Annotated in this window: 22 protein-coding genes; 18 read left to right on the top strand and 4 right to left on the bottom strand. The window is 40.2% G+C overall.

From position 1 onward, the window contains the following. Positions 1 to 3: 3 nt before the first annotated feature. Positions 4 to 900, bottom strand: coding sequence for a DnaJ family protein (locus F3G76_RS01050; RefSeq protein WP_009293707.1), 897 nt, complete (start codon positions 898 to 900; stop codon positions 4 to 6). A 155-nt stretch (positions 901 to 1,055) separates the two neighbouring features. Here F3G76_RS01050 and F3G76_RS01045 point away from each other — a divergent pair, with 155 nt between their 5' ends. The 5 genes from F3G76_RS01045 to F3G76_RS01025 all read left to right on the top strand — a co-directional run bounded on the left by F3G76_RS01045 (position 1,056) and on the right by F3G76_RS01025 (position 5,418). Next, the gene (locus F3G76_RS01045) at positions 1,056 to 2,459 is read left to right on the top strand and encodes a Do family serine endopeptidase (protein ID WP_149705675.1); all 1,404 of its coding nucleotides are present in this window, start codon (positions 1,056 to 1,058) and stop codon (positions 2,457 to 2,459) included. 97 nt (positions 2,460 to 2,556) lie between these two features. Further along, a complete protein-coding gene (locus tag F3G76_RS01040; RefSeq protein ID WP_002940190.1) occupies positions 2,557 to 3,234 on the top strand; it encodes a response regulator transcription factor in 678 nt (225 codons plus the stop codon). Next, positions 3,234 to 4,475, top strand: a complete 1,242-nt coding sequence (locus F3G76_RS01035; protein WP_103612761.1) for an ArsS family sensor histidine kinase — start codon at positions 3,234 to 3,236, stop codon at positions 4,473 to 4,475. Before F3G76_RS01040 ends, F3G76_RS01035 begins: the two co-directional genes overlap by 1 nt. A gap of 30 nt (positions 4,476 to 4,505) precedes the next feature. Continuing rightward, the gene (locus F3G76_RS01030) at positions 4,506 to 4,943 is read left to right on the top strand and encodes a nucleotidyl cyclase domain-containing protein (RefSeq protein WP_021085477.1); all 438 of its coding nucleotides are present in this window, start codon (positions 4,506 to 4,508) and stop codon (positions 4,941 to 4,943) included. A gap of 295 nt (positions 4,944 to 5,238) precedes the next feature. After that, entirely contained in the window at positions 5,239 to 5,418 is a 180-nt protein-coding gene (locus F3G76_RS01025) for a transformation system protein (protein ID WP_149705674.1), read from the top strand. A gap of 38 nt (positions 5,419 to 5,456) precedes the next feature. Here the strand turns inward: F3G76_RS01025 and F3G76_RS01020 are convergent, their stop codons facing one another. Beyond that, the gene (locus F3G76_RS01020; protein WP_149705673.1) at positions 5,457 to 6,728 is read right to left on the bottom strand and encodes an O-acetylhomoserine aminocarboxypropyltransferase/cysteine synthase family protein; all 1,272 of its coding nucleotides are present in this window, start codon (positions 6,726 to 6,728) and stop codon (positions 5,457 to 5,459) included. Positions 6,729 to 6,836: 108 nt separating this feature from the next. Here F3G76_RS01020 and F3G76_RS01015 point away from each other — a divergent pair, with 108 nt between their 5' ends. Genes F3G76_RS01015 through F3G76_RS00970 form a run of 10 tightly spaced genes read left to right on the top strand, consistent with a single transcriptional unit; the run spans position 6,837 to position 14,127 of the window. Then, the gene (locus F3G76_RS01015; RefSeq protein WP_149704057.1) at positions 6,837 to 7,169 is read left to right on the top strand and encodes a hypothetical protein; all 333 of its coding nucleotides are present in this window, start codon (positions 6,837 to 6,839) and stop codon (positions 7,167 to 7,169) included. Beyond that, positions 7,166 to 7,789: an HAD family hydrolase gene (locus F3G76_RS01010; RefSeq protein ID WP_149705672.1), complete on the top strand. Its 624-nt coding sequence runs from the start codon at positions 7,166 to 7,168 to the stop codon at positions 7,787 to 7,789. Before F3G76_RS01015 ends, F3G76_RS01010 begins: the two co-directional genes overlap by 4 nt. Before the next feature lie 48 nt (positions 7,790 to 7,837). Next, on the top strand, positions 7,838 to 8,092 hold the full coding sequence (locus F3G76_RS01005) for a DUF2018 family protein (protein WP_012001636.1): 255 nt from the start codon (positions 7,838 to 7,840) through the stop codon (positions 8,090 to 8,092). After that, positions 8,085 to 8,516 carry a hypothetical protein gene (locus F3G76_RS01000; protein WP_103569464.1) on the top strand — a complete coding sequence of 144 codons (432 nt, stop codon included), beginning with the start codon at positions 8,085 to 8,087 and terminating at the stop codon, positions 8,514 to 8,516. The genes F3G76_RS01005 and F3G76_RS01000 overlap by 8 nt, the downstream gene beginning before the upstream one ends. 10 nt (positions 8,517 to 8,526) lie before the next feature. After that, on the top strand, positions 8,527 to 9,420 hold the full coding sequence (locus tag F3G76_RS00995) for a polyprenyl synthetase family protein (RefSeq protein ID WP_149705671.1): 894 nt from the start codon (positions 8,527 to 8,529) through the stop codon (positions 9,418 to 9,420). Next, positions 9,420 to 10,703 (top strand): glutamyl-tRNA reductase, encoded by a 1,284-nt coding sequence (gene hemA, locus F3G76_RS00990; protein WP_021088348.1) that lies wholly within the window; start codon positions 9,420 to 9,422, stop codon positions 10,701 to 10,703. Before F3G76_RS00995 ends, hemA begins: the two co-directional genes overlap by 1 nt. Then, positions 10,693 to 12,393, top strand: a complete 1,701-nt coding sequence (locus tag F3G76_RS00985; RefSeq protein WP_149705670.1) for a proline--tRNA ligase — start codon at positions 10,693 to 10,695, stop codon at positions 12,391 to 12,393. The genes hemA and F3G76_RS00985 overlap by 11 nt, the downstream gene beginning before the upstream one ends. Then, a complete protein-coding gene (locus F3G76_RS00980; RefSeq protein ID WP_149705669.1) occupies positions 12,390 to 12,821 on the top strand; it encodes an FxsA family protein in 432 nt (143 codons plus the stop codon). Before F3G76_RS00985 ends, F3G76_RS00980 begins: the two co-directional genes overlap by 4 nt. 8 nt (positions 12,822 to 12,829) lie before the next feature. Further along, complete coding sequence (gene hemC, locus F3G76_RS00975; RefSeq protein ID WP_149705668.1) at positions 12,830 to 13,759, top strand: hydroxymethylbilane synthase; 930 nt, start codon at positions 12,830 to 12,832, stop codon at positions 13,757 to 13,759. A gap of 2 nt (positions 13,760 to 13,761) precedes the next feature. After that, complete coding sequence (locus tag F3G76_RS00970) at positions 13,762 to 14,127, top strand: Imm10 family immunity protein (RefSeq protein WP_149705667.1); 366 nt, start codon at positions 13,762 to 13,764, stop codon at positions 14,125 to 14,127. Positions 14,128 to 14,307: 180 nt separating this feature from the next. Here F3G76_RS00970 and F3G76_RS00965 read toward each other — a convergent pair whose 3' ends face one another. Continuing rightward, the gene (locus F3G76_RS00965; RefSeq protein WP_021085578.1) at positions 14,308 to 15,030 is read right to left on the bottom strand and encodes a lecithin retinol acyltransferase family protein; all 723 of its coding nucleotides are present in this window, start codon (positions 15,028 to 15,030) and stop codon (positions 14,308 to 14,310) included. A gap of 116 nt (positions 15,031 to 15,146) precedes the next feature. Here F3G76_RS00965 and F3G76_RS00960 point away from each other — a divergent pair, with 116 nt between their 5' ends. Then, positions 15,147 to 16,955 (top strand): menaquinone biosynthesis decarboxylase, encoded by a 1,809-nt coding sequence (locus F3G76_RS00960; RefSeq protein WP_149705666.1) that lies wholly within the window; start codon positions 15,147 to 15,149, stop codon positions 16,953 to 16,955. Positions 16,956 to 18,789: 1,834 nt separating this feature from the next. On the opposite strand, the gene F3G76_RS00955 is transcribed toward F3G76_RS00960, so the two are convergent. After that, positions 18,790 to 19,809: an HdrB C-terminal domain-containing protein gene (locus tag F3G76_RS00955; RefSeq protein ID WP_149705665.1), complete on the bottom strand. Its 1,020-nt coding sequence runs from the start codon at positions 19,807 to 19,809 to the stop codon at positions 18,790 to 18,792. Between the two features lie 63 nt (positions 19,810 to 19,872). Here F3G76_RS00955 and F3G76_RS00950 point away from each other — a divergent pair, with 63 nt between their 5' ends. Together F3G76_RS00950 and truD are read left to right on the top strand one after the other, a co-directional pair. Beyond that, positions 19,873 to 20,694: a thiamine-phosphate kinase gene (locus tag F3G76_RS00950; RefSeq protein WP_149705664.1), complete on the top strand. Its 822-nt coding sequence runs from the start codon at positions 19,873 to 19,875 to the stop codon at positions 20,692 to 20,694. After that, positions 20,672 to 21,796: a tRNA pseudouridine(13) synthase TruD gene (gene truD / locus F3G76_RS00945; protein ID WP_103559046.1), complete on the top strand. Its 1,125-nt coding sequence runs from the start codon at positions 20,672 to 20,674 to the stop codon at positions 21,794 to 21,796. The genes F3G76_RS00950 and truD overlap by 23 nt, the downstream gene beginning before the upstream one ends. Positions 21,797 to 21,948 lie beyond the last annotated feature (152 nt).

Genomic DNA, 21,948 nt, shown 5'->3' with positions numbered 1-21,948 from the left:
TTTTTACTCCGGTAATTTTTCTTTTAACTCTTTTACTAAGCCCTCGTCAAGCTCACTGATATTTGGAAGTTTTACCCTGGCCTTTAAGTAAAGATCGCCATAAATTCCGCTCTTTCTGTTTTGCACGCCGTATCCTTTTAAACGGATCTTTGTGCCTGTTTTTGAGTTCTCAGCGATTTTGATGGTTACATCTTTTTTATATGTATGCACATTTATCTTACCGCCAAAGAGCATAGTTTTTAGTGGAATTTCTACATCTTTATAAAGATCATCTCCAACTCTTTCATATTCGTCGCTTGGCTCAACGCTAATGGCAAGTATGAGATCTCCAGTTTGACCGCCAGCACTCTTGCCTTTGCCTTTTATGCGAAGTTTTTCGCCGCCTTCTATGCCGCTTGGGATCTTTATCTTGATGCTTTCGCCATTAAAATTTATCTTGTGCTCGCCGCCAGTTACAGCCACGTCAAATGGTATAGAAATTTTGGCATTTACATCTAGATCAGCTCCTCCAAAGCCAAATCCGCCTCCGCCAAAGCCTTCAAATCCTTCAAAACCTCCACCAAAGCCACCGCTAAATTTAGCGCCACCTCCACCAAATCCACCTGAGAAGATATTTTTCAAGATATCGTTTAGATCGCCCATATCGGCTGAGCCTCTGGCAAAGTCGTGGAAATTTTGACCGCCAAACATATTGTCGCCGTATTGATCATACTGGGCACGTTTTTTCTCGTCACTTAAAATTTCATAAGCAGCGTTTATCTCTTTAAATTTATCCTCTGCTCCAGGGTCTTTGTTGATGTCTGGGTGGTACTTTCTAGCAAGTTTTCTATAAGCTTTTTTTATCTCGTCGCTTGATGCGCCTTTTGAAACTCCTAAAGTTTCATATAAGCTTTCGCTCATATATTCTCCTTATGTTTTTTGACACGGATTATATCACAAAACTTTAGTCTATGCAAGTCAAGTTTATTTTTATTTACAAAGGAGAAAAAAGCGTTAAGATTTTATTTTTAAGCTCTATTTATAATTTCAAGACATTTTCAATTTAAAGGAAAAAAATGAAAAAATTTATGCTAATTTCATTAGCAGCGGCTTCTTTGCTAATGGGAGCTGATATTAAATTTAACGAAGCAAACCAAGATGTAACTAGAGTTTCGCCGTTAAGCGATAAAAATAGCGTGCTCTCATACTACGACTCTGTCGCGCAGGCAAAACTTTCAGTAGTAAATATCTCGACTACAAAAACAGTAAGCAATGCGGGTATCGAGCAGATGTTTAATGACCCGTTTTTTAATGAATTTTTTGGATTTAACTTTGCAAAGCCAAAAGAGAAAGAAAAGACAACCTCTCTTGGCTCTGGCGTCATCATCTCAAATGACGGCTATATCGTTACAAACAACCACGTCATCGAAGATAGCGACCAGATCGTTGTGACCTTGGCAAATGGTGGCAAGGAGTATAAAGCTAAGCTAATAGGCAGCGATCCAAAAACCGATCTAGCCGTTATAAAGATAGATGCAAACGGGCTAAATGCGATCACATTTGCCGACTCATCAAAGCTACTTGACGCGGACGTAGTATTTGCCATAGGTAATCCATTTGGCGTTGGCGAGAGTATCACTCAAGGCATCATCTCAGGGCTAAATAAAGACAACATCGGCCTTAATCAATATGAAAATTTCATCCAAACAGACGCCTCTATAAACCCTGGCAACTCAGGTGGCGCTTTGGTTGATAGCAGGGGCTATTTAGTTGGTATAAACTCAGCCATACTTTCAAAAAGTGGTGGCAACAACGGCATAGGCTTTGCCATACCATCAAATATGGTAAAAGATATCGCTAAAAAGCTGGTAACTGACGGCAAGATCGAGCGTGGATTTATCGGTGTAACGATTGCAAATTTAACTGATGAGCAAAAAGAGCTTTATACAAATAAAGAAGGCGCTTTAATAAGCGGCGTAGAGCAGGGCATGCCAGCGGATGAGGCTGGGCTAAAAAGAGGCGACTTGGTTATTTCAGCAAATGGCAAAGCCATCAAAAACGCAAATGATCTTAAAAATTTCATCGGCTCACTAACTCCAAATAGCAGCGTTGATATAACTTACGAGCGATCAAATAAGGTGATGAATACAAAAATCAAGCTTGTAAATATGGATCACAACGCAAAAGATGCGACAAAAAGCGTCATCATCGAAGGTCTTAGCGTTAGTAATCTAAGCGATGAGATAAGATTTAAGTATAAGATCAGCCCAGACACTCAAGGCGTGCTTGTAACTGACGTAAAAAGCGGCTCAAAAGCTGAAGACTTTGGCTTTGAAAGAGGCGATGTGATCGTTCAAGTTGGCGAAGAGAGCATAAAAGATCTTCAAACATTTGCAAGCACAGTTAAAAATGCAAAAGGCAAAAAGACGCTAGTGTGGATAAACCGCGGTGGCATCATGCAAGGTCTTGTTATAAAATAACTACTTAAGAGCTGAAATTTCAGCTCTTAACTCTTTTAAATTTTTAAAACCTTTATCTGCTATAATCCTTAAAAATAAATTTACATCAGGAAAGATCATGACTAGAATTTTAATGATAGAAGATGATATGGAGCTTGCTGAAATTTTAACTGAATATCTAGAAAACTACGACATAAAAGTAACGACGGCTGAGGAGCCATATATCGGACTATCTACTTTAAACACAAGTGAATTTGACCTAGTTATCCTTGATCTTACGCTCCCTGGCATGGACGGACTAGAGGTGTGCAAAGAGATAAGAAAAAAGCACAACATCCCTATAATCATCTCAAGCGCAAGGCACGATATAACGGACAAAGTAAATGCCCTAGATAACGGCGCGGATGACTATCTACCAAAGCCTTATGACCCACAAGAGCTTCTTGCTCGCATAAAAAGCCATCTAAGAAGGCAGAGCATAGCTCCTGCAAATGAGGCAAGAAATTTAAACAAAGACTTGGTTTTAAAAGAATTTGAAAGGGAAATTTTATTTAAAGGCAGCGTGCTAAATTTAACCGCAGCGGAGTATGACATATTAAAATATCTGCTTCAAAAAGAGGGCGGAGCGGTCACTAGAGAGGAGCTCATCTACAACTGCGAGAGTATAAATGAAGATAGCTCAAACAAAAGTATCGACGTCATCATCGGCAGAATTCGCCAAAAACTAAATGAAAATCCAAAAGAGCCAAAATACATCCACGCGATCCGCGGCATCGGCTATAAGTTGGTCCTTTGATGCCAAGATCTTCTATATTTATCACGATAACGTTTATCTTTGGGCTCGCGCTTGTTTCGATATTTCTGGCCTTTTTGTGGCTCATGGGCTTTGACAAGCAAAACTACACAAGAGAGCTAAATAACAAATACTCAAACGTCGCTAGGACAAATTTACTATATATGGGCGGCATCATAAACAAAGCTCAGTACGACCGCCAGCTCTCAAACATCGATATGCCAGAGATCACAGCTAAAAATGAAAAAGAAGAAATTTTAAAAAATGCAGCCGTTTTAGAAGAAATTTCAAGTGATCTAGGATCAAGTGCGATCTTGCTTTATGATAAGCATCACTACCTAAAGATCGAGCATTTAGACGAGCTAAAGCTTTTGATGGATAAAGAATTTCAGCCCTACAGATACGAGGTGATAAAGGCTGTGTTTGCCGTAGTTGCGGTCATTTTGCTGGCTGCTTATATCTTTGTCATCTATAAGATAAAACCGCTTAGAAAGCTAAAGCGTCAGATCGTGAAATTTGCAAATGGTGAGCTAAACGGCGTGCAAAATGTCGGTAATGGCAAGGATGAAATTTCTGAAGTTTCAGAGGCATTTTATGAGGCTGTTTGTCAGATCAAAGCACTAAATGACTCAAGGCATCTTTTCTTAAGAAATATCATGCACGAGCTAAAAACGCCTATCACAAAGGGGCTGATCGCCGCTCAAATGATAGAAAAAAGTAAAAATCAAGAGAGGCTCATCTCCGTCTTTCACAAGCTTGAAAATTTGATAAACGAGCTTGCAGCGATCGAGCAGATCACTTCAAAGATAGGACTTACAAACAAAACGCCTTGCCTTATGAGGGATCTCATCGATGAGGCTATCGATATAGCGATGGTTGAAAAGGAACATGTTGGCATTAGCGAGCTTGATGAGGTTAGGGTGATGGTTGATTTTAAGCTATTTTCAGTCGCTATAAAAAATATGATAGATAATGGCATAAAGTATTCAACAGACAAGCACGTAAATATTATGGTTAGCAAAGATCATATGAAATTTATAACTCAAGGCGAGAAGCTAAAAAATGACCTTGACTTTTACATCCAGCCATTTATCAAAGGCGAGGACGCGCAAAAGAGCTTTGGTCTAGGTTTATATATAGTTAGCAACATCCTTGAGGCTCATGGACTAAAATTTGGCTATGAATACAAAAATGGAATGAATGTCTTTATTTTTGAAAATTTACAAGATATAATAGCGGCGTAAAATCAAAACCGCAAAAAAAGGAGTGTAAAAATGGCGGCAAAAATCTTCTCAGCAGTTGATATTTTATCAATAATCGATCTTGAGATAGCTTTTATAAAGCGATACAAAAACGTAAAGGACTATGCGAAAAATTTATCTTTGATATATTTTTCTTTGCCAAATAGTAAAGAATATGGCGAAATTTTTGAAAAAATCCTAAGACAAACTGACGTTGTCATAAGAGAAAACGAACACTACGTAGTCGTACTTCACGGCACAAACGAAAGAGGCGCTAGCGAGCTACTAACTGGCATACAAGAGTTTTTAAACGCTGAGCCGATCGATCTAGTAGTTACCTATCCAAAAGATGGAAAAGACGCAAAAGAGCTTGCCATAAAACTTCAAGATGAGATAAAAGATAACTACGGTGTCTTGCTTGAGATGCTTGTAAATCAAGATAAATTTGAAGTTTTTGAAGATATCGTTTGAGATAATTTAATAAAATAATTTATTAGAAAAAGCAGGTAGTGTGTTAGCGCTATCTGCACCCATAGCGTTATATTAGCTAAGAGGATTTTTAATTTAAACCTATTAGCTCTTAGCATTAAATTTAATTAGATTGTGTCGTAAATTTTAAAATTCCATTCACTCGCAAGAGTTGGCTACTACAATTTGACTTCGCTTGCAACTTAGCTCAAATTTTAGAGCCAAAACAAATCCGTTCAGTCTCATTTTATTTTGCTTTTTATAAAATCACCAAAACACTAGCAAAATGGGAGGCAAAATGCTTGATGATATCATGCTTGCAGTCTTGGCATATTTCGCAACATTCTTATTTATGTTTTTTATACTCGCCTTTTTTGCATTTTGGTATATAAGCGTGCCGCTACTTGTCATCTACATCGTTATAAAATTTATAAGGCATGCAAAAGAGTGCGAGAGGATATGCGGCAAGCTTGAGTAAATTTTAAATTTCTAGCCCAAAATGAGCTAGAAATTTCTTTATTCTAAGGCTTGGGCTAGATCAGCTATCAGATCCTCGGCGTTTTCAAGACCTATGCTAACTCTTATCAGCTCTTTTGTGATGCCAGCTTTGATGAGCTCTTCGCTGCTTAGCTGCTGGTGAGTTGTCGAGGCTGGGTGTGTGATGAGTGACTTTGTATCGCCGATATTTACCACGATCTTAAAGAGTTTTACGCGCTCTAGCATCTTTTTTGCACGCTCAAAGCTATCAGTCTCAAAGCAAAATAGCCCATTAGCCATGCCGTCTTTAAAGTATTTTTGCGCCTTTGTGTGATCTACGTTGTCGGCAAGCCCTGGGTATGCCACGCTTTTTATATGTTTGTGAGAGTTTAGAAATTTAGCCACTTTTAGGGCGTTTTGCGAGTGTCTTTCGACTCTAACAGCGAGCGTTTCAAGCCCTTGTATGAGCTGCCAAGAGTTAAACGGAGAGATCACAGCGCCGATGTCGCGCACGATAGCAAGCCTCATTCTTAGCGTGTAGATATCAAAACGATCGGTCATATCAGCATAGACGATGTCGTGATAGCTCGCATCTGGCACGTTAAAGTGCTCATATCTCTTGTTGCCTTTTAGCTTTTCGTTTAGGTGATTTGCACTTACGACGACACCTGCTAGGCTAAGGCCTTGACCGCTCATATATTTGCTAGCGCTATGCACGCAAACATCGACTCCGTGGCGAAGCGGCTGAAAGATGATAGGCGTTGGCACGGTGTTATCAGTGATGCTGATGATGTCATATTTGTTTGCGATTTCTACGATCTTTTCGATATTTGGGATAGAAATTTGCGGATTTGAAAGCGTTTCAAAAAATATAGCCCTTGTTTTTTCGTCTATCAAACTCTCCAGATCATCAGCAGTGTCGCTGTCAAAGACTCTGGCCTCTATGCCAAATCTTTTTAGCGTGTGCGTAAAAAGCACCGTCGTGCCGCCATAAATTTTCTTAGCGATGATGATATTATCGCCTGCTTGGGCTAAATTTATAATGCTGTAAAACAAAGCTGACTGACCGCTTGCAGTCGCTATCGCAGCGGCTCCGCCCTCTAGTGCAGCGACCCTTTTTTCAAAGATATCTGTCGTTGGGTTGCTAAGTCTTGTGTAGATGTAGCCGTTATCTTTTAGGTCAAACCTAGCAGCTGCTGTCTCGGCACTTCCAAAGTCATAAGCTGTGCTTTGAAAAATAGGCACAGCCATCGTGCCAAAGCCCTCGTTTGTGTCGTAGCCTACGTGGATCGCAGCGGTTTCTTGCCTCATTTTTGCTCCTTATTTAAGTAATTTTGGCGTAAATTATACATTAGCAAAGCCAAAATTTAGGGGATAAAATCAAATTTTGATATAATTTGCCAAAAAAAAAGGAAAAATTTGAACCAAGTCACGGACAAATTTAAACGTGTAAAATATCTTCGTGCGCTAGAAAAATTTGCAAAATCAGCGATAAACGGGCTAAAAAGAGATGATTTTGACGAGGCTGAATTTCGCCAAAGAGTGGAGAAAAACGCGAAAGTCATCGAAAAAATAGAAGCTGTCTATCTTGATCAGCCATACTCAAAGGCGCTAGAAAATTTTATAAATTTGCTTATCAAAAATGCGCCAAAAGAGGAGCTTTTAAAGGCGGCAAATCTACTTGATAAGCTAAAAAATCAAAAGACGTATAAAAAAGAGAAACATAAAAATAAATTTAAGGATGAGGATTGAAAGTAGTTATTTTTGATATGGATGGCACGGTGATAGATAGCGGCGAGGCGATATATAAAACGGTAAATGAAGTAAGAGATGAGCTAAGCTTAGCGCCACTTGATAAGGAATTTATCATAAAAGCGATTAATGAGCCAGGTAGAAATTTGGCCCTTGAGTTTTACGGCATAGACACGCCAAGCAAGAGTTTAAAAGAGGGCTTTGAAGAGAAATTTAAGAAATTTTACGATGAGTGTGCGAGCACGTATGAGGGCGTAAAAGAGCTTTTGCAAAAGTGTAGAGATGCTCACTATAAGGTCGTTTTGGCAAGCAACGCACCGCATGATACGCTAGAGAAAATTTTAAAGAAAAATGAAATTTATGAGCTATTTGACGAGGTTATCGGCGCTAGCAAGGAGATACCGCAAAAGCCAGATCCTGCGATGCTTCATCTAGCTGTTAGTAAAACTAAAGCTAACAAGGCGATTTTTGTGGGAGATAGCCTAAAAGACGAGCTAGCTGCCAAAAATGCAAATATGCCTTACGTGCAAGTTTGCTGGGGATTTGGCGAGGAGAGCAAAACTGCCACGTATAACGCCAAAAATGTTAGCGAGGCTTGGGAGATAATATTAAATTTTTAACTTAGTTTTAATTGGCTATAATCTTAAGAAATTTTCAAAGAAACAGCGATGATAGATATATTTGAGGGCAGTGCGAGGGATAAATTTTATGACATTTTGTTTAACGCAAATGCCGTTTTAGTTAAAAACGAGATAGATAAAATTTTTGAGAAATTTGTGGCTATGAGCGAGCTTTGCGAAAAGCATGGCGTTAGCGAGGATGAGATCAGAAATTTTATAGCCTCAGAGCAAGATAAAGTTTATAACGGAGTAAATGACCTATATATCGAGCTTAGCGGAGAAATTTTAAGCCAAAATGAGTAGAATTTTTGCGCTCATTGCTTTGCTGGCCGCTCTTGTCTTTGCCAAAGAGCCAAATTTTGACCCAAATTCGGTGCATACATTTGAGCTTAAAAAAGATGAGTGGGCGCGGGTCTTTATAACTGAGAAAAAAACTCAAAGAGTTGAGACGTTTGACTTTCGCTGGACGCTATTTGATAGCACAAATATCACTGTGCAAAGCTTTTTTAGGCGCTATCCAAGGCAGATGGTCTTTTCGCTAAGACAAGGACAAAACACCTACATGCAGCGAGTTTTGCCTGATTTTATGATGCCGCCAAACGAGAGCGTGAGCCTTTATATATCATTTATTGATTTTAGGGACAAAAAGGCGCATTTTAGGGTGGCGCTGCTAGATGAGAGTAAGCGTGTGGATGTGGGTTTTAGAGATCCGCACGAGGATAAATAGAAGGATAAAAATGGATAAAATCGATGAAATAATGAGCAATTTTATAAGCGAGCTTGGCTACAAAGAGGCGTTTGAGATGTTTTTAAAGATAAGCTCTGGCAAAAAGCTTCGCTCAAAACTTCTCTTAAAGATCGCAGGAGAAAGTGAAATTTCTTTTAAACTTTGCGCTATCATCGAGCTCATCCACCTTGCAAGCTTATTGCACGACGACGTCATAGACGAGGCAAATATAAGACGCGGCAAACCAAGCATAAACGCACTTTTTGGCAGTAAAAACTCAGTCATGCTAGGCGACATCCTCTACTCAAAGGCTTATTTCGAGCTTACAAAATTTGATCCAAGCATCGCAGCTGTCATCTCAGACGCGGTCAGCAAACTAAGCATCGGCGAGATGATGGATGTGAAAATGGCTGAAAATTTTAATGAAAACGAGCAAAAATATTTAAAAATGATCTATTATAAAACAGCTGTTTTGATAGAAGCTACGGCTATTTGTGGGGCAAAGCTAGCTGGCAAAGATAGCGAGAAATTTGGCCTTTATGGCAAAAATTTAGGTCTTGCATTTCAGATCGTTGATGATATCTTAGACATCACTCAAGATGAAAAAACACTTGGCAAACCAGCGCTTAACGACTTTGTCGAGGGTAAAACAACGCTTCCTTACATTTATCTTTATAAGAGCCTAGACGAGGCTGGCAGGGCAAAGCTTAGATCGCTTTGGGCAAAGAAGTTAAACGCGGACGAAATTTCATGGCTAAAAGAAAATTTTGATAAAACTAGCTCACTTAGCAAGGCTATAAGCGAAGCCAAAAGGCTTGGAGCTGAGGCGATAGAAGCGATAAAAGAGTATAAAAACGCCGAGCTTGAAGGGATCATAAAAAGCATGATAGATAGGGAATTTTGATGCACTATTTAGACATAAGTTTTACATATAAAAATACTGACATTTCGGTCAGAGAGAAGCTTGCATTTGATAGTGACGATAAAAAAGAGCAAATTTTAAAGCTGATAAACTCAAACAAAAACATAAAAGAGAGCATGGTGCTAAACACCTGCAACCGCGTCGAGATCATAGCTAGCGTAGAGGATGTAAAGGCCGCTACTGCTCATATCATCAGGTGTATGTCGATATTTTCAGGCGTTTTTGAAGATGAGCTTTATGAGAGAGCTGACATCTATGAAAACAGCGGTGCTGCACACCACCTATTTGCCGTGGCAAGCTCGCTTGATAGCCTAGTCGTTGGCGAGACGCAGATCGTTGGCCAGCTAAAAAATGCCTTTAAATTTGCCTATGACAACAACTCATGTGGCGAAGATATCAGCAAGATCATCCACTACGCATGTAAGTGCGCTGCAAAAGTGAGAAATGAAACTCAAATTTCTAAAAACCCGATCTCAGTTTCAAGCGTCGCCGTAGCAAAAGCAAAAGAAATTTTTGGCACGCTTGAGGGCAAAACGGCTATCGTCGTGGGCGCTGGTGAGATGGGCGAGCTAGCAGCAAAGCACCTCATATCAAGTGGCGCAGAGGTGATCATTATAAACAGAAGCTCCGAGCGCGTTGAGCAGTTAGTTGATAGCTTAGGAGATAGCGCGAGCTGGGATAGTATATTAAAACTAAAAGAGTATGTAAATAACTACGATCTCATCTTCTCAAGCACCGCAGCCCCACACGCCATCATCACAGGCGAGATCATCGAGCCAAGAGAATTTCATAGATACTTTTTTGATATCGCCGTGCCAAGGGACATCGATCTTTTAAACACAGAGCTGATCAGCGTCTATACGGTCGATAGCTTAGAGGAGATCGTGCGTAAAAATTTAGCCCTAAGAGAAGAGCAGGCGCAAAAGGCCTACTCGATCGTCGGTCAAGACACGAGCGAGTTTTTAAAGACTTTAAAAGAAGATATGAGCGTGCCTCTTATAAAATCAATCCGCAAGCAGGCTGAAATTTGCGCGAAAAATGAGCTAGAAAAGGCGATGAAAAAGGGCTATTTAAAACATAGCGATTATGATGAGGCGCAAAAGCTCATTCATCAAGTCTTTAAAGCCTTTTTGCACCAGCCAACGATGAAGCTAAAAGGGCTTGCAGACGAGGAGAGAGCGAGCGAGCTTTCAAACGGAGTTAAATTTTTATTTGACATAAAAGATGAACAAAATTTTCAAGCAGGAGATATAGATGAAATTTAGTAAATTTTACGCCCCAACGACCAAAGAAGCGCCAAAAGATGCATCTTTACCAAGCCATCAGTTTTTGATAAGGGGCGGCTTTGTTGAGCAGATCGGCTCTGGGCTTTACAACTATCTGCCGCTTGGAAAGATCATGCATGATAAAATTTCACGCGTGGTAAAAGAGGAGATGAACGAGGCTGGAGCGCTAGAGGTGAGCTTTAGCGTGGTCACTTCAGGCGAGCTATGGAAGCAAAGTGGCCGCTACAACGTCTTTGGCAAGGAGCTTTTGCGCTTTAAAGATAGAAAAGAAAATGACTTTGTCATAAGCCCGACAAACGAAGAGGCAGCCGTTGCTTTGGTGCGTGGCAAGGTGACTAGCTACAAGCAGCTACCGCTAAATTTATACCAGATAAACACTAAATTTCGTGACGAGGCAAGACCACGCTTTGGCTTGCTAAGAGGGCGCGAATTTACGATGAAAGATGGTTATAGCTTTCACTCAAGCAAAGAGGATCTTAAGCGTGAGTTTGACCTTATGGAAGCAACTTACAGCAAAATTTTTACCCGTTTGGGGCTAAATTTTAGAGCTGTTGAGGCTGATAGCGGAGCCATAGGAGGAAGTGGCAGTAAAGAATTTATGGTGCTTGCAAGTAACGGAGAGGACGACATACTTTGCTGTGAGGCTTGCAGATACGCTGCAAACGTTGAGGCTGCAAGACGCAAACCAAGAGTTAGCGAGGCTGAAGCGCCAGAGGCGGACGCGGCTAAATTTCTAACGCCAAATGCAAAAACTATAAAAGATGTGGCGGAGTTTTTTAAAGTTAGCGAGTTTTATTGCATAAAAGCTGTTATGAAAAAGGCGATTTATGAGGATAAAGAAGAGGTCGTGGTCTTTTTTGTAAGGGGCGACGATGAGCTTCAAGAGACAAAGGCGCAAAACGCTTGCAAGGCGCTTGAACTTGTCGATGCTAGCGAGGCTGACGTGGTTAAAGCTGGATTGTCTGCTGGATTTTGCGGGCCAGTTGGGCTAAAAGATGTGAAATTTTTTATAGATAACGAGCTAAGGGGCGCAAATAACATGATATGCGGCGCTAACGAGAAGGACTATCACTTTGTTGGCGTTAGTGTTAGCGGATTTAACGAGGAGAGATTTAAAGACCTTGTAAAGGTAAAAGAGGGCGATAAATGCCCAGTTTGCGGCGGAAATTTAAAACTTAGCAAAGGCATAGAAGTCGGTCATATCTTTCAGCTAGGCGATAAATATTCAGCTGCGATGAATGCGACATATCTTGATGAAAACGGCAAGGCAAAGCCATTTTTGATGGGCTGCTATGGCATTGGTATTAGCAGGCTTATCGCTGTGATGATAGAGGCTAGCCACGACGAGAAGGGCTGCATCTGGAAAAAAGAGTGCGCGCCGTTTGATGTGGAGATCATCATCTCAAATTTAAAAGATGAAGCGGGCGTGAAATTTGCATTTGAGCTTTATGAGAGCCTTAAAAAAGCTGGCGTTAGCGTCATCATCGATGATAGAAATGAGAGATTTGGCGTTAAGATGAATGACTTTGAACTTATCGGCTTTCCTTATGCGCTTCTTGTGGGTAAAGAATTTGCAAACGGCAAGGTCGAGTTTATCACAAGAGATGGGCTAAGCAAAGAGACGATCAACACAGACGACGCCTTTAGAAAGATAAAAGAAAGCTTATGAGATTTTTCGCATTTTTGTTTTTTTTGATAGAAGCGGTCTTTATCTATCTCTTTGTTGATAAATTTGGCTTTTTGAACTACTTTCTTGAGGTGCTGGTCTCTGGATTTGTGGGCATCGCACTTCTTTTAAATAGTGGATTTTCTAGCTTAAATTCGCCTCAAGCGGCATTTAAAAGCTTTCTTGGTGGAAAATTATTTAGCCAGTTAGGACTTAGCTTTGGCGGAGCGCTGCTCTTTTTACCAGGGATTTTGACAGATGTTTTTGGTATCGCCGTGGTCGTTTTTTCTTTGATATTTAAGAAAAATGTGGCAAAAAATGAGAGCTATCAGGAGTTTAAATTTCAAAATTTTAGCGAGCGCACCCCAAGAGAAAATGAGGGCGAGATCATCGACGTTGAGGTCATCGAAGAGCCAAAAAGAGTAAATTAGGAGAGATGATGAAAGAGATAAAAATAGCAACTAGAAAGAGTATCTTAGCGCTTTGGCAAAGCGAGCATATCAAGGCTAGGATCGAGGCGCAGCACAAGGGCATGAAGGTCGTGCTTGAGGGCATGAAGACAAAGGGCGACGTGATCCTTGACACGCCACTTGCAAAGATCGGCGGCAAGGGACTTTTTACAAAAGAGCTTGAAGATAGCATGCTAAAAGGCGAGACTGACATCGCCGTGCATAGCCTAAAAGATGTCCCTGTTGTATTTCCAAAAGGGCTTAAGCTAGCGGCTATTTGCTCACGCGAGGATACTAGAGATGCGATGATAAGTGAGAAATTTGCTAAATTTAGCGACCTACCGCACGGTGCAAAGGTTGGCACAACGAGCCTGCGCCGAAAGATGCAGCTACTTATCATGAGGCCTGATCTTGAGATCATCTCGCTTCGAGGTAATGTGCAAACTAGACTTAGAAAGCTAAAAGAGGGTGAATTTGATGCGATCATTTTGGCGATGGCTGGCATAAACCGCCTAAATATCAAGGCTGAAGTGGCACACATCTACACATTTGGCTTTGACGAGATGATACCTGCGATGGGGCAGGGTGCTCTTGGCGTCGAGGCTAGAGACGAGAAGCAAATTTTAGAGCAGATTGACTTTCTAAATGACGAAAATGCGGTCATCGAAACGACCATAGAGCGTGACTTTGTAAGCGTTTTAGAGGGGGGCTGCCAAGTGCCAATAGGCATAAGCGCAAGGCTAAAAGGCGATGAAATTTCTATCGATGCGATCGTTGGCCTGCCTGATGGAAGCGAGTTTATAAAAGATAGCTTAAAGAGTAGCAAAGATAAATTTCAAAGCATCGGCAAAGAGCTAGCGCATAAATTTATAGAAAAAGGGGCGAAAGAGCTTTTAAAACGCGCTGAAGAGATGGCATAAGCGTGTTTGAGCTAAATTTTAAAGCAAAAGCCATAAGCGCCACTAAAAATAGCAAAGACAACTACTATATGATCGGTCTTGCGGACGACAAATATAACTACAAAAACTACATAATCTTTCAAAGACCGATCAAACTAAAAAAGGGCGACGACGAAAACGCCGACATAAACGGCCTATATGCAGAGTGCAATGGCGATGTTTGTTATAACGCTTGCAAGCGGGTGACGATCTCTGAAAAAACTATCATTTTTGAGATACAAGATAGTCTCATTTGCGTAGATACCGAGGATGTTAAGCTTAATGAGCACTTTATGAGATATAGCAAAGAGATATTTGGCGAGCTGCTAGAGTGTAGCGTACCAAAATAATTTGTTTAAATTTAGAGATAAAAAGACGAAATTTTCTAAAATTTGCCGCCGTTTCAGGAGACGTGACGCTACCTAGCGTGCTAAATGCTGCAAGCCAAAACGCGGATAAGATATCGAGAAATAAAGCCGCGATTTAAAAGCGCCTTTTAAATTTGACCAAGCGTCAAAACCGTAGTCGGACTAAATTTTTATATTAAAATCCTTTGCGATCTTTGTTTTTAAGTCCGCACCGATCTTTTTAAACATAGCGTTCATTTTGGCATTTTTGTCCATAAATTTCTCTATTTGCAAATTTGCCTTGTCGCTGTTTTCTTTTATCATCTCGCGAGCTTTTTTCTCCGCGCTATCTTTCGTAAATTGTGCAAGCGCGGTAAATGATTTTACGAGAGTTTCTTTGATCTCATCTTTGGTCTGTGCACTAAAAAGCTCACCTATGATCTGCCCCAAATATGGCTCTATCTCGCTAAAAATGGCGGAATTTTGCTTCGCATTTTGCACCTGTTCGCTCACATGCTCGCCAAATATGCACTCGCTGCAAAAATGCTCGCAGTTGTTGATGAGTAGGTTGTATTTTTGCTCGCCTATGCGCTCTTTAGCCCGAAGCGCCACCTCCTGACCGCTAAATGGCGCATTTGCATACTCTTTTATCTGCCAAGTATCGCCGCTAGCAAACTCCTCGAGGCTAGTCATCTCTACCTTTGCGATGTTGCGTTTATCTAGCGGCACGACGTTGCTTAAGATCTCCTCAAAACAGCTTTTTTCAAGCACGATCCCACGCGCCAAGCCGTTATAATGCACGACCTTATCATCTCCGACGTAGATGCCGTGATGCTCGTAAAGCTTTACGCCAAGCACACTTCTGTCTACGAAGATGTGATCGCCTATTTTTGGTAAATTTTGCATATCTATCTCTATAAAATTTATTAAAAATCGTAATAAAACGACAAATTTAGCCCAAATTTGCTAAATTTAACTTTATTAAAATTTGGATAACTAAGTATAAATTTATAAGGAAAAATATGGACTACATCAAGCTTTTAAAAGATAATGGCCTACTTAGGGTGATCGATGAGCCAGTGGATATCGACCTAGAGATCGCGCACGCTAGCTACATCGAGGTTAAACGCGAGGGCTCACAAGCACTACTTTTTACAAACCCGGTCTGCAAAAAAACTGGGCGTAAATTTGCCCCAGTACTTACAAATATCTACGGCTCAAAAAGGGCGCTTGAGCTGATATTTGGCGTGCAGCCCGATGAGATAGCAGCTGAGATAGAAAAGCTTTTAAAGCCCAAAAAACCTGAGAATTTCAAAGAGAAGCTTGACTTTTTGGCCTATCTTTTTAGCATGAGAAAGATTTTTACCAAAAGGCTAAAGGGCGAGGGCGAGTGCCAGCAGGTCAAATTTATGGGCGAGCAGGCTGATCTTTTGAGCTTGCCTGCGCTAAAGACCTGGCCGCATGACGGAGGTGCTTTTATTACGATGGGGCAGGTCTATACGAAAAGTCTAGACGGCACGTTGCAAAATTTAGGCATGTATAGACTGCAAATTTATGATAAAAATCGCCTTGGCATGCACTGGCAGATCCACAAAGACGGCGCAAATTTCTTTCATGAGTATAAGCGCGCAGGCCGTAAGATGCCAGTCTCTGTGGCGATCGGCGGCGATCCACTCTATATCTGGTGCGGTCAGGCGCCACTGCCAAAGGGCGTCTTTGAGCTGCTACTTTACGGCTTTATCCGCAAAGAGCCAGCCAAGCTTGTAAAGTCGCTAACCAATGAAATTTACGTCCCGCACGACGCCGACTACGTGATAGAGGGCTTTGTGGATACTGCTAAGAGCGAGTTTGAGGGGCCATTTGGCGATCACACTGGCTTTTATACGCCAGTTGAGCCGTTTCCAGTGATGGAGGTCACGGCGATAACTAGCAAGCAAGACCCCGTATTTCACGCGACCGTGGTTGGCAAACCGCCGCTTGAAGATAAATACATGGGCTGGGCGACTGAGCGCATTTTCTTGCCGCTTTTGCGAACGACCGTGCCAGAGCTACTAGACTACAATATGCCTGAAAATGGCGTCTTTCACAACCTTATCCTAGCCAAGATCAACGCCCTTTATCCAGCGCACGCAAAGCAGGCGATGCACGCTTTTTGGGGAGTTGGACAGATGAGCTTTGTAAAGCATGCGATCTTTGTGGGTAGCGATGCACCAGAGCTAGCAGAATACGACAAATTTGCGGACTTTGTGCTTGATAGATTTGGTAGTGAGAGTGTGCTGATAAGCCAAGGTGTGTGCGATCAACTTGATCACGCTAGTCCAAACTCGTGCTTTGGCGGTAAGCTAGGCATCGACGCGACGCAGGACTTTTGCAAATTTAGTCCTGCGGTTTTAAGTGACGATGAACTTTTGGCTAAATTTCAAAGCGTTGTGCCAAATATTAAGGAGCTTAGGCAGTTTAAAAAGCAGAGTAAAACGCCTATTTGCGTGGTGAAATTTGAAAAAGATCGCCCTGTAAAAGAGCTATTTTCTAAGCTTTTAGAGTTTAGGGAGTTTTTCAAGCTTCTAATCGTAGTAGATATGCAAAACTACCTAGAAAACCCATATATGCTGCTTTGGCGCGTGACAAATAACATAGATGCCTTGCGAGATATCTACATAGATGGCGAAAATTTCTGCGTGGATGCGACGAGCAAGAGTGAGCTGGAGGGCTACACGCGTGGTTGGCCTATGCAAACTGACTGCGATCGCGAAGTGGTGGCTGAGCTTGTGAAGCGTGGCGTAGTAAAAGATGAGTCAGAGCTATTTCATAAATTTGAAATATTTGGGTAGGGTTGTAGCCTAGTGGCTTTGGCACGGTCGTGCGCAAAAGCGGTAAGAAAATGCGCTCAGTCGCCCAGCCCTTGTAGTTATATTCAAGCGGCTACTTGCCAGTCGCAGTCGTGTGAAATGCTGCCCCCTGTTTGCTAGGCTGTCTCCATCGCTAAGAATGGCTCGGTCGGCGCATAAAGCTAGCCTGATCGCTCAAGTTCGCTCTTGGCCATATAGGCAAAGCTCTTGATTATTAAGCTTTAAATTTGATTTAGCATTTTGGCTTGATAAAATTGCTTTTAAATTCAAAATAGATCGTTTTTTACACTTAAAATGGTTTAGCTTAAGGTTATTTTTATACTTTGACATAAATTTCTTGCCATTTGATGAAAATTTCTAGTTAATTTTTTCTGTTTTTCTGGGTTAACTGGGTTGACTTGAAAACTACGCCAAATTTTACACCAGCAAACACAAATTTTTAAATTTAGCACTTCAAATTTCTTAAAATACTAAAAATAATATGCAAAAATTTACGTAAAATAATATGATTTTGCTTTATTGGAGGTAAAATTTAGAGTTGTGCGCTAGAAAAATTTAAATTTGATCTATTGCGATGAGCGCAAAAACCTTTAAATTTAAAAGCTAGAAGTGTAAAAAGATTTAAGCTTAACAAAATTAGCAGATTACAGGCGTATTTTTTATAAAGCTGCGTTGTGCCAGTTTTGGTAAATTTGCATGTAAATATAAAGCCTGTCTGGCTGATTTTTGCTAATATTTTTCAAGCTTTTAAATAGTTGAAGTAGCGTATTGGATCAAATTTAAAACAAAGACCTTGCAGAATTTAGAATAAAATTAGCAAGCTATAGATTTTTTAAAGATAAACTGTGCCGTATTTTTTGACAGGTTTTGGTTTAAATATAAAATCTTGCTTATTATTCTTTTGCTTTAAAAAAAGTTGATGCAAGCGATCAAATTTAAACAGTGAGCTTATGGAATTTAAAATAAACTAGCAAATTATAGATTGTATTTTAAATCAGACTGTGCGCTTGTTTTGGGCTAAAATATAAAACCTTGCCTGCTGGTCTTTTGCCTTAAAACAAGTTTGGTGTAAGAGAGCAAATTTAGAAGAAAAATCTAAAATAAAGCAAGTAAATTTAGGCTATAAATTTGCTAGATAGGGGCATTAAGTAGCGATATGTTTGGTTATTTTGGCTCGCACTATTGTGATGTGATAGGCTGCGGTGTTATAAAATTAGATGTAGCCATTAAATTTTTACTAGATCAAGTTTTAAATGATTGTTTGTTAGTTTGAGTAAATTTCGCCATTTTGTACTGCAAGGCAAATGTAAGCATAAATTTTAGAAGTGGCTAGTAAAAATGGATCACAAATTTGATAACTCTGGTTTGAAATTTTGCCTTTAGCAACCGACGTCTTGCCTTTTAGGTTGTAGTCTTGGCACAAACCTAATTTACAAGTTTTACTAGTGTTTCAAATGTGTATAGATCGCATGAGCGGTCAAAATTTAGAACAAGACATTTGAAAATTTAATAGGCTCGAAGCGGGTTTTAAAACTCTTAAATTTTAGATTTATCTAAAATTAGGTTGTAAATTTGCTATCTGACCTTTAAAAACACTTTCTGATTTAAGTACTTTGGTTTTTGTTGTTGGCTTTGGCGGCAATCAATCTATGGCGTATTTTTGCTAGCTATCAAAGCATTATCTAAACTCGCAAGAGTTTAAAATGGCTTGTTTTAAATGATGCTTTTTGTTTTTAGAAAAATTATAAACCCTAAATACAATATTTAAAATCGCACGAGTGTCATAATGCTTTAAATTTGACTTAGTAAATTTAGCTCACAAATTTACCAAACCAACCTTCAAAACATGCTCTTTTAGCCCGCTTGGTATCTCGCCATTTTCAAGCGCCATTAGCTCGCTCGCTTTTAGGACATAAAAGTCTTGCAAGCTTCTGTTGGCAGACTTCTCAAGCTTTCTTGCCAGCGTGTCAAAGATATGAAACTCAGCCTCATTGCTTGCTAGTAAAAAGTCAGCCCCACTATCAAATGCAGCAAAAACTATCTTGCTAGCAAGCTTGCAGGCTAGCTCTTCATCGGCCTTTAAAAGATCATATCCACAAGGCATTTTGGCATTTAGCTCTATAAAATTTGCCTTGTATGCGCTTAAATTTGCAGGCAGTCTGTCTTTTATGGCTATCTTAAACTCTATAAATTTACTAAGTTTTTCTATCTTTTCAAGCTCATTTTCATATTTTGGCGCAGCTTTTACGCCTAAAATTTCTTTGAAAAATCTAATCGCCTCACTATAAATTTCGCTACCTTCAAATAGTAAGTCATCAAGCCCACAGGCTATCAAAACGCCGTTTTTATCGCCAATTAGCTTTAAAATTTCATCATTTTTCTCATTTTTGTAAAGATGATGAGCTAGCATTATCGCGGCAGCTCCTATAAAATTTGGCTCGTAGTCTTTTACAAAATCAGCGTAAAAATAGGGCTTAAAGCTAGCGTAAAGCTCTTTGTCAGCTCTTTTGCAAAAGCTAGCAAATGGCTCAAATTTCGCCCAAAAGTCATCATCATTTATAGCAAGGTCCAAGAGCGCTCTTTTTTCATCAAGCGGGGCTATGCAAAGCTCGTCTCCAAATTTTTGAGCTAAATTTGCAAGTGGCTTGGCGGTGCTAACTACGACGTCATTTACCTTGACAAAGCCTTCAAATGGGCTAAAGTAGGGATCTATGCTCTTTACGTGGGCAAAAAGCTCGTTTAAGTTTGCAAAGTCTGAAATCTCTAAAAAATATGGCTTAAAATATGCCAAAACATCTCTTTTCGCGTCAAATCTAAAAATCTCAACTCTTTGCATCTGTATCCTTTTTTTGGGCTTATTTTATCCTAAATTTAAAAGGAGTTTCATTATAATAGCTCAATGGATAAAGAAAATTTTACGATTGAACGCTTTAGTAACGCATATATCGGCGATGATGCGGCGGTTGCTGGCAAAATGGTCTTTAGCAAGGACATTTTTGCGCAAAATTCGCACTTTAAGCTTGGTTGGCTAAGCCTTGCAGAGATCGGCTACAAGGCGATGATCGTAAATTTTTCAGATACGATCGTAATGAACGCAAAGCCTAAATTTGCCCTTCTTGGGCTTAGTCTGCCTAAGAGCTTCACACCTCGGCAGATAGACGAGCTAAGTAGGGGCATAAATAGGGCGTGCGAGGAGTTTGGCGTAAAGATAATAGGCGGCGACACGATAAGTAGCCCCATTTTAAACATAAGCGTTAGCGTGATCGGCGAGCTAAAGGGCAGGGCTGTGCTTAGAAAAAATGCTAAATTTGGCGATCTTATCGCATTTACTGGTAAGCTTGGAGGCAGCCAAAAGGGGCTAAACTCGCTTTTAAGACTGGCTCAAATTTCTAAAAACTCACGCTTTAAAAGACCTATCTTAAGAGATAAATTTTTTTACAAAGCAGCTCATCTTATAAACTCTGCCATGGATATCTCAGATGGGCTAAATACCGACCTTGGCAAGCTTTTAAAAGCTAGCAAAAAGGGCGCTAAATTTACAAAAAAACTAAGCAAATTTGAGCTTAGTAGCGGCGAGGAGTATGAGGTTTTATTTACCTTTAGCCCTAAAAATTTAAGCGCTATCAAAAGGATCGCCGCAAAAACTAGGACAAAGATCAATATCTTTGCAAAAATTTCACACAAAAGGTTAAGACAAAATGCAAGAAGCCACCACTTTTAAGCCGCTCTATGCGCTCACTCATGCGCCCATCGAGGCATATTTTTCTAAAAATTCAGATGATTTTGTCGTGCGCGAGATACCACTTTATGAATTTAGTGGCGACGGCGAGCACTTGATCGTTGAAATTTCTAAAAAAGATATGACGACAAGCGATGCTTTGCACGCCTTAAGCGAGGTTACAGGGGCAAAAATGCGTGACTTTGGCTATGCTGGGCTAAAGGACAAGCAAGGCATGACTACGCAGTTTATCTCTATGCCTCGTAAATTTGAGAGTGCGCTTGCAAACTTTAGCCACGAAAAGATGAAAATTTTAAACCTAAACGTGCATAAAAACAAGCTTCACATCGGACATCTAAAGGGCAATAGCTTTTTTATCCGCCTAAAAAAGGTGCTGCCAAGTAGCGCTAAAAAGCTCGAGCAGGCATTTACTAATATCGATAAAATGGGCTATGCAAACTACTTTGGCTATCAGCGCTTTGGTAAATTTGGCGACAACGCAGTAACTGGGCTAGAACTTCTTAAAAACGGCACGATAAATGGCAAAAAGAGTAAAAATGTAAAGCTAAATGACTTTTTGATCTCAGCCTATCAAAGTGATCTTTTTAACCGCTATCTTAGCAAAAGGGTCGAAATTTCAAGGTTTGTAAGCGACTTTAGCCTAAATGAGCTAGGCGAAATTTATAAAAAATTTAGCAAAGGAATTCTCCAGGTGATGAAGTCGCAGGAGAGCTTTTTTAAGCTGCTTCCTGGAGAGGTTTTGGGGCACTATCCATTTGGTAAGCTCTTTTTGTGTGAAAATTTAGATCAAGAGGCGCAAAGATTTGCTAGGCGCGATATCACAAGCCTTGGTCTCATTGTCGGTGCAAAGGCCTATGAGGCAAGCGGCGTAGCAAAAGAGCTTGAGGATGAAATTTTCGCTGAGGCGTTTTTGCTTACTTCAAAGATCGCTGGTTCAAGGCGCTTTAACTGGGCGTATCTTGAAAATACAAGCTACAAATACAACGAAGAAAACGCTCATTTTAGCTTAAATTTCACACTTCAAAAGGGCTCATACGCCACAGTCGTATTAGAAGAAATTTTGCATAAAAATATATTTGAGTAGGGTAAATTTTCGGACTTTCCTCTTTTGCGTAGTGTAAAAGCGACTGCTTACCGTGCCAGAGCGAAATTATGGCGGTTTTTGCTTAATTTTCTAGCCTTAAAAATTAAACTTTGCGTTTTAATTATTTTCTTTATTTATAAGGCAGATTTGCA

The organism is Campylobacter concisus (genome assembly GCF_902460575.1).
GTDB classification, from domain to species: domain Bacteria; phylum Campylobacterota; class Campylobacteria; order Campylobacterales; family Campylobacteraceae; genus Campylobacter_A; species Campylobacter_A concisus_AW.
Note: the sequence above shows the minus strand (reverse complement) of the source record. Positions and strands in the feature narration are given on the sequence as shown.